Below are 6,540 nucleotides of genomic sequence, written 5' to 3'. Positions count from 1 at the left end.
AAAAGTTCTATTCAGTCCAGTCTTCGACGGAGCCCAATTAAGCTTCGGTCTACTCACCAAGTATTACTTTATGGCAAAACGCTTGTCATTCTCTTACTTGCTTCGTTGCTCTGTGCTTGCGAAAAGCCCAGCACGATGGACAAAATCAATAAGCACAGCACATTACACATCATCACTCGCAACGCTCCAGCCGTTTATTATGAAGGCCGAGAGGGCCCCGCTGGCTTTGAATATGACCTTGCGAAAATGTTTGCCGAAGATGCGGGACTCAAACTGGATGTAAAAGTCGCGGCCACCCGCAGCCAGATTTTGTCAGCACTCGATAACGACTATACCAACATTGCGATCGCCAGCATGGTCGCCTCCGATACGCGCGCAGATCGATATAAGTACTCCAGCTCTTACATGGAAACAACCCCCATCGTCGTCTATCGATACGGTAGTGTTAGACCGCGAGATATTAGCGATATTATTGACAAGCGTATCGCGGTAGTAAGTGACAGTTATCACGCAGAAGAATTAAACAACCTGCGTAATGAAAATCCCGACTTAATGAACGCCCTTCAATGGGAAGCTCTTGATGTTGAAACCATTGACCTGATGAAGATGGTACAAGACAAAGAAATTGATTACGCCATCATCACCTCAAACGAGCTAGATATTCACCAAGCTTATTACCCGCGAGTTAAAAAGGCCTTTGAAATTGGTGAAGCACAACAAATTAGCTGGTACTTTCCTGCCAGCACAGATCACACCTTAATTAACAAGGTAAACAACTTCTTATCCCGAATTGAAGAAGATGGCAGACTTATTAACCTTAAAGAGCGCTATTTTGGACACTTGGGACAACTCAATTACGTGGGCGCTCGCACCTTTATACGGCATATAAACAGCCGGCTGCCAAAGTACGAAGAAACTTTTAAAGAGTTTGCAGAAGAGCAAGACATCGACTGGCGCCTGATGGCCTCGATGGGCTACCAAGAATCTCACTGGCGACCTCGTGCAACTTCTCCAACCGGTGTTCGTGGACTAATGATGCTGACACGCATCACGGCAAAGGAAATGAACATTAAAAACAGATTAGATCCTGAGCAGAGTATCAAAGGTGGTGTTCGCTACTTCTCTAAAATTAGAGCCAGGATTCCGAAGCGCATAGCTGAACCAGACCGAAGCTGGCTTGCCTTAGCTGCCTACAACGTGGGCTACGGCCATCTTGATGACGCAAGGATTCTGACAGAGAAAGCCGGAAAAGACCCGGACAAATGGATGGACGTAAAAGAATTCTTACCACTTTTACAGAAGAAGAAATATTATAAACAGACTCGTTACGGCTACGCCCGTGGTAATGAGCCGGTCATATACGTGCAAAACATACGTCGCTACTATGATGTATTAAGTTGGATGACCCAACCGCAAACGAGCGAACAAGCCATTGCACAAACAGACTTTCAAGAAGGGCTAATTAAGACTATCGAATAAACATACCGATAGCCTTAAGATCCTACTCTGCTTCTCTATCTCTAAAGCCGATCAAGTAAAGTACAGCATCAAGGCCTAGGTTTGATATCGCATGACGAGCGGACTCTTTCACAAGAGGTTTAGCTCTAAACGCTACGCCCAATCCAGCTCGACTCAGCATTGGCAAGTCATTAGCACCATCTCCGACAGCAATAACCTGCTCACGCCCTATTTTTTCTTTCTTGGCTAATTCATCCAACAAAGCCGCTTTGCGCTGGCCGTCAACCACTTGGCCCGTCACGCACCCCGTTACTTTACCGTTTTTAATTTCCAACTCATTGGCATAAACATAATCAATACCAAGCTTATCCTGCAGCCCTTTAGCAAAGTATGTAAAACCGCCCGATAAAATAGCAGTCTTGTAACCCAGGCTTTTTAGCGTTGAGATCAACCTTTCTGCACCTTCAGTCATCTTAAGGCGCGCAGCTACTTTGCTTAGCACTTCTTCGCTCAAACCTTCCAATAAACCAACACGCCGAGCAAAGCTCTCAGTAAAATCAATCTCACCACGCATGGCTTGCTCGGTGATTTCAGACACCTGATCTCCGACACCCGCTTCTTTCGCCAGCTCATCGATCACTTCTGCTTCAATTAAGGTGGAATCCATATCAAAAACCACCAAACGACGATTACGGCGATAAATTGTGTCTTCCTGGAAGGCGATATCGACGTTAAGCTCACTGGCAATCTTTAAAAAGTCAGCTCTCAACGCCTCAGCATCCGGCACATTTCCGCGAACAGAGAACTCCAAACATGCCTGGCTCGACTGAGGATCGACATCCAAACCACGACGCCCGGACAGTCGGGTAATGTTGTCGATATTCAAATCATGCTCCGCAGTCACTTCAGAGACTTTAGCAATTTGCTCTGCAGTGATCAGGCGAGAAAGCAAGGTAACGATATAGCGCGCTTTACCCTTTCCTTCGACCCAATGCATATACTCTTCAGCACTCACAGCCTGAAAAGTAACTTGGAGGTTCAGCTCGTGCATACGGAACAAAAGCTCCTTCATCACTCCAGAAGAACTGCCTTCATTTGGCACTTCAACCAGAATCCCCCAGGTAAGGTGATCATGAATAACAGCTTGGCCAATATCCAGAATATTCAATTCATATTGCGCCATAATACCTGTAATTTCAGAGGTTAAGCCGGACTTATCACGCCCTGAAACATTAATCAGAATAATTTCACTCAATTACTTCACCTTTTGCCTGCTTAGGCTCATTTTTTACAACTTCCATGCGATCAACTTTCTGCAGCCCTCTAGGAAGCTTATGCCCTCGCCTGCCACGTTCTCCGACATAATGCGTTAAGTCTGAGAATTTTAACTTCAAGTGACGCTTGCCTGAATGAATCACTAAATGATCATCTTCAGCAAAAATTGCCACGGACACCAACCACTCCTCACCACTTTGAACTCGAGCAGAAGGAATACTGATTATCTTGTTACCCTTTCCCTTCGCCAGTTCTGGCAGATCCTTCACGGGAAAGACCAACATCCGTCCTTCGTTACTCACTGCTGCGATATAATTGCCCTCAACAGTGCCTAGCATTTGAGGAGACATAACTTCCGCCCCTTTAGGCAAGGACAAAGCAGCCTTACCGGCTTTATTCTTGCTCTGCAAGTTAGAAATATTGCTAATAAAGCCGTAGCCAGCACTGCTCATCATCAATAGTTTCTGATCCGGTTCACCAAGCACGACCGCTTTAAACGTTGCGCCCGAAGGCGGGTTGATCTTACCGGTCAAGGGCTCTCCCTGGCCTCTTGCTGACGGCAAGCTATGTGTCGGCACGGTATAGGAACGCCCGGTAGAATCAATAAACACGACACCTTGATGACTCTTACCTTTGGCCGATAAAGCGTAGCCATCACCCGACTTATAATTCAGCCCTGCCGGATCAATATCATGACCTTTAGCCGATCTCACCCAACCTTTCTCTGACAAGACAACCGTCACGGGTTCAGATGAAATCAAATCAGCTTCTGAGAAAGCTTTTGCTTCTTGCCGCTCAACGATTGGGGAGCGACGATCATCGCCGTATTTTTCTGCATCGGCCAATAATTCTTCTTTAATCAAGGCCTTCATCAAAGCTGAAGAACCTAGGATTTTCTTCAATTCTTTACGTTCTTTTTCAAGTTCTTCCTGCTCGGCACGAATCTTCATTTCTTCAAGTCGAGCGAGCTGTCTCAACTTGGTATCCAGAATATAGTCTGCCTGAACTTCAGTCAGATTAAAGCGAGCCATTAACACAGCTTTTGGCTCATCTTCTGTTCGAATGATATGGATTACTTCATCGATATTCAGGAAGGCGACCAATAGCCCATCCAAGAGGTGTAGTCGCTTCTCGACTTTATCGAGCCTAAATTTAAGTCTACGCGTTACGGTATCTGTTCGATAACTAAGCCACTCAGTTAAAATAACCTTCAGGCCTTTCACTGCCGGGCGGCCATCGATACCAATCATATTCAAGTTAACACGATAGGTTTTTTCCAAATCGGTGCTTGAATAAAGGTGACCCATTAAAGATTCAATATCAACGCGGTTAGAACGTGGAACAATTACTAAACGGGTTGGGTTTTCATGGTCAGACTCATCTCGTAAGTCGGCAACCATTGGCAGCTTCTTCGCCTGCATTTGCGAAGCGATCTGCTCCAGTACTTTAGCCCCGGAAGTCTGGTGCGGTAATTCACTTACCACAATATCGCCGTTTTCCTTGTGGTAAATTCCACGCATACGAATCGAGCCTCTGCCCGTTTCGTAGATATTCAATAACTCAGTACGAGGCGTCACGATCTCGGCACCAGTAGGATAATCCGGCCCCAGAACATTCTCAGCAAGCTGCTCATTGCTGACACTGCTGTCATCAAGTAAGCGAATACAAGCACTCGCCACTTCCCTAAGGTTATGTGGTGGAATATCAGTTGCCATACCCACGGCAATACCCGTGGTACCGTTTAATAGCAAATTAGGTAAGCGTGCTGGCAGAGTTTTAGGTTCATCCATGGTGCCATCAAAGTTTGGCGCCCACTCTACGGTGCCCTGACCTAACTCAGCTAAAAGTGTATCTGCGTAAGGAGCCAGCCTTGACTCGGTATATCGCATCGCAGCAAAAGACTTCGGGTCATCCGGAGAACCCCAGTTTCCTTGTCCGTCAATAAGGGGGTAGCGATAACTGAAGGGCTGCGCCATCAAGACCATTGCCTCGTAACAAGCACTGTCTCCATGAGGGTGAAACTTACCCAAGACATCACCCACCGTACGAGCAGACTTTTTGTACTTGGCTGTCGCCTTCAAGCCCAATTCGGACATAGCGTAAACGATTCTACGCTGGACAGGCTTCAAGCCGTCCCCAACATGTGGCAATGCACGATCAAGAATGACGTACATTGAGTAGTCTAAATAAGCTTTCTCGGTGTATTCACGAAGCGAAACCTGTTCAACTCCGTCTTCAAAAGACATAATTTCGTTGGTCATGGTTACCTTTTTTAATTAAGGACTCTATAAAAAGCGGCCAGTTTTATAATGAGCGAAAGTGTCCCACATTAAGTCTAAAAATTCGAGCGAAAGTATCAATCTCATGTTAAGATATTTCACTATATCAACCGCACTCTAATTCGAACTGCGGCATGACACAAACAATAACTGTAATTTAAGTATCTGTGCGTGACTCAACTGGCTTACAATCGGGCCTGATTGCACAGAAACCAAGCTCAGGTAACTCAATGACGTCTAGCGCCACAGTCAGCTCCAACTCTAACGATCAGGCGACACCTGAATCTACCGCTTCTACCACTCGCTCATCTGGCAACTGCCTAAAGCTTAAAGGCTCTTTACTGCCGATGACCGTTCTGGAATTGGCCTACTATGACGAAGCTCAAATTCAGCAAGAGCTTTCAGCAAAGACAACACAAGCCCCTGGCTTTTTCGAGAACCTCCCTGTCATCATTGACATCGAACAGCTTACTGAAGAAGACAGTGTTCCTTTTGACAAACTGATCAACCAATGTCGTGAGTTTTCGATTAAAGCAGTGGCAGTTAGGGGCGGTTTAGAGAAGCACCAGCAAGCTGCAAAAGAGGCAGGCTTAGGGCTACTGGCAAAACAGAAAGAAAGACAGGCAGAGCCAGCACCAGAAAAGCCAGAGGCTAAGGTAAAAGAGGTCGTACATACAGAAGTTGAAACAGTCGAAGTGGTTAAAACTGTCGTTCAACAAGCACCTCAGCAAAGCAAAATCATTCACACCCCTATCCGTTCAGGCCAGCAAGTTTATGCTGCCGATGGAGATTTGATCATACTTGCGCCGGTTAGCGCCGGTGCAGAGATCTTGGCTGATGGTAATATTCACGTATATGGCGCACTGCGCGGTCGCGCCTTAGCAGGGGTAAAGGGCAATACGAATGCTCGAATTTTCTGCCACAGCCTTGAAGCAGAACTGGTTTCTGTTGCCGGGCAATACAAAATCAGCGAAGATATCGATAAAGCAGCACTAAAAAAACCAACTCAAGTCTATTTAAGCAACGAGACACTAAGCTTTAAAGAACTTGAAATATAACGAAAACGGATCTGGATTACAGCACTTACAAAGGACTTCCGAATACAAATAACAAAGCTGTACCGTAACCTTTTAACGACACACAATTAGTAAGACGGGATATAAAATTGGCTAAGACGATTGTCATAACTTCTGGAAAAGGCGGCGTAGGTAAAACCACCACTAGCGCGTCCATATCAACAGGTCTGGCCCTTAAGGGCAAAAAAACAGTAGTCATTGATTTTGATGTAGGTCTACGAAATCTGGACTTAATTATGAACTGTGAACGACGCGTCGTTTACGATTTCGTAAATGTCATCAATGGCGAAGCGACACTTAACCAAGCACTTATCAAGGATAAGCAGGTTGAAAATCTGTACATCCTGCCAGCGTCTCAGACTCGTGATAAAGATGCCCTATCCGAAGATGGTGTTGAAAAAGTTCTATCTGAACTTGCCAAGACTTTCGACTTCATTATCTGTGACTCACCT

At 45.7% G+C, this 6,540-nt stretch carries 5 protein-coding genes; 3 read left to right on the top strand and 2 right to left on the bottom strand.

The genetic code is table 11. The features are described from left to right. Positions 1 to 1,479, top strand: a 1,479-nt coding sequence (gene mltF / locus A3761_RS07730; protein ID WP_082870204.1) for a membrane-bound lytic murein transglycosylase MltF, incomplete at its 5' end; no start/stop codon positions are given. A gap of 22 nt (positions 1,480 to 1,501) precedes the next feature. On the opposite strand, the gene serB is transcribed toward mltF, so the two are convergent. Both serB and parC read right to left on the bottom strand, forming a co-directional pair. Next, a complete protein-coding gene (gene serB, locus A3761_RS07725; RefSeq protein WP_068513828.1) occupies positions 1,502 to 2,713 on the bottom strand; it encodes a phosphoserine phosphatase SerB in 1,212 nt (403 codons plus the stop codon). Then, on the bottom strand, positions 2,706 to 4,994 hold the full coding sequence (gene parC, locus A3761_RS07720) for a DNA topoisomerase IV subunit A (RefSeq protein WP_068513825.1): 2,289 nt from the start codon (positions 4,992 to 4,994) through the stop codon (positions 2,706 to 2,708). Before parC ends, serB begins: the two co-directional genes overlap by 8 nt. Positions 4,995 to 5,242: 248 nt before the next feature. On the opposite strand from parC, the gene minC reads away from it, so the two are divergent. Then, positions 5,243 to 6,070 carry a septum site-determining protein MinC gene (gene minC, locus A3761_RS07715; protein WP_082865084.1) on the top strand — a complete coding sequence of 276 codons (828 nt, stop codon included), beginning with the start codon at positions 5,243 to 5,245 and terminating at the stop codon, positions 6,068 to 6,070. 107 nt (positions 6,071 to 6,177) lie between these two features. Next, on the top strand, positions 6,178 to 6,540 hold a 363-nt coding region (locus A3761_RS07710; RefSeq protein WP_156491726.1), incomplete at its 3' end, for an AAA family ATPase.

The sequence above is a fragment of the Oleiphilus sp. HI0123 genome, from assembly GCF_001635315.1.
The sequence above is the reverse complement of the archived record's forward strand: the minus strand, read 5'-3'. Positions and strand labels throughout refer to the sequence as shown.

Coding starts and splice junctions, on each gene's coding strand:
- parC (WP_068513825.1), bottom strand. CDS start 4,994: ATGACCAACGAAATTATGTCTTTTGAAGACGGAGTTGAACAGGTTTCG.
- minC (WP_082865084.1), top strand. CDS start 5,243: ATGACGTCTAGCGCCACAGTCAGCTCCAACTCTAACGATCAGGCGACA.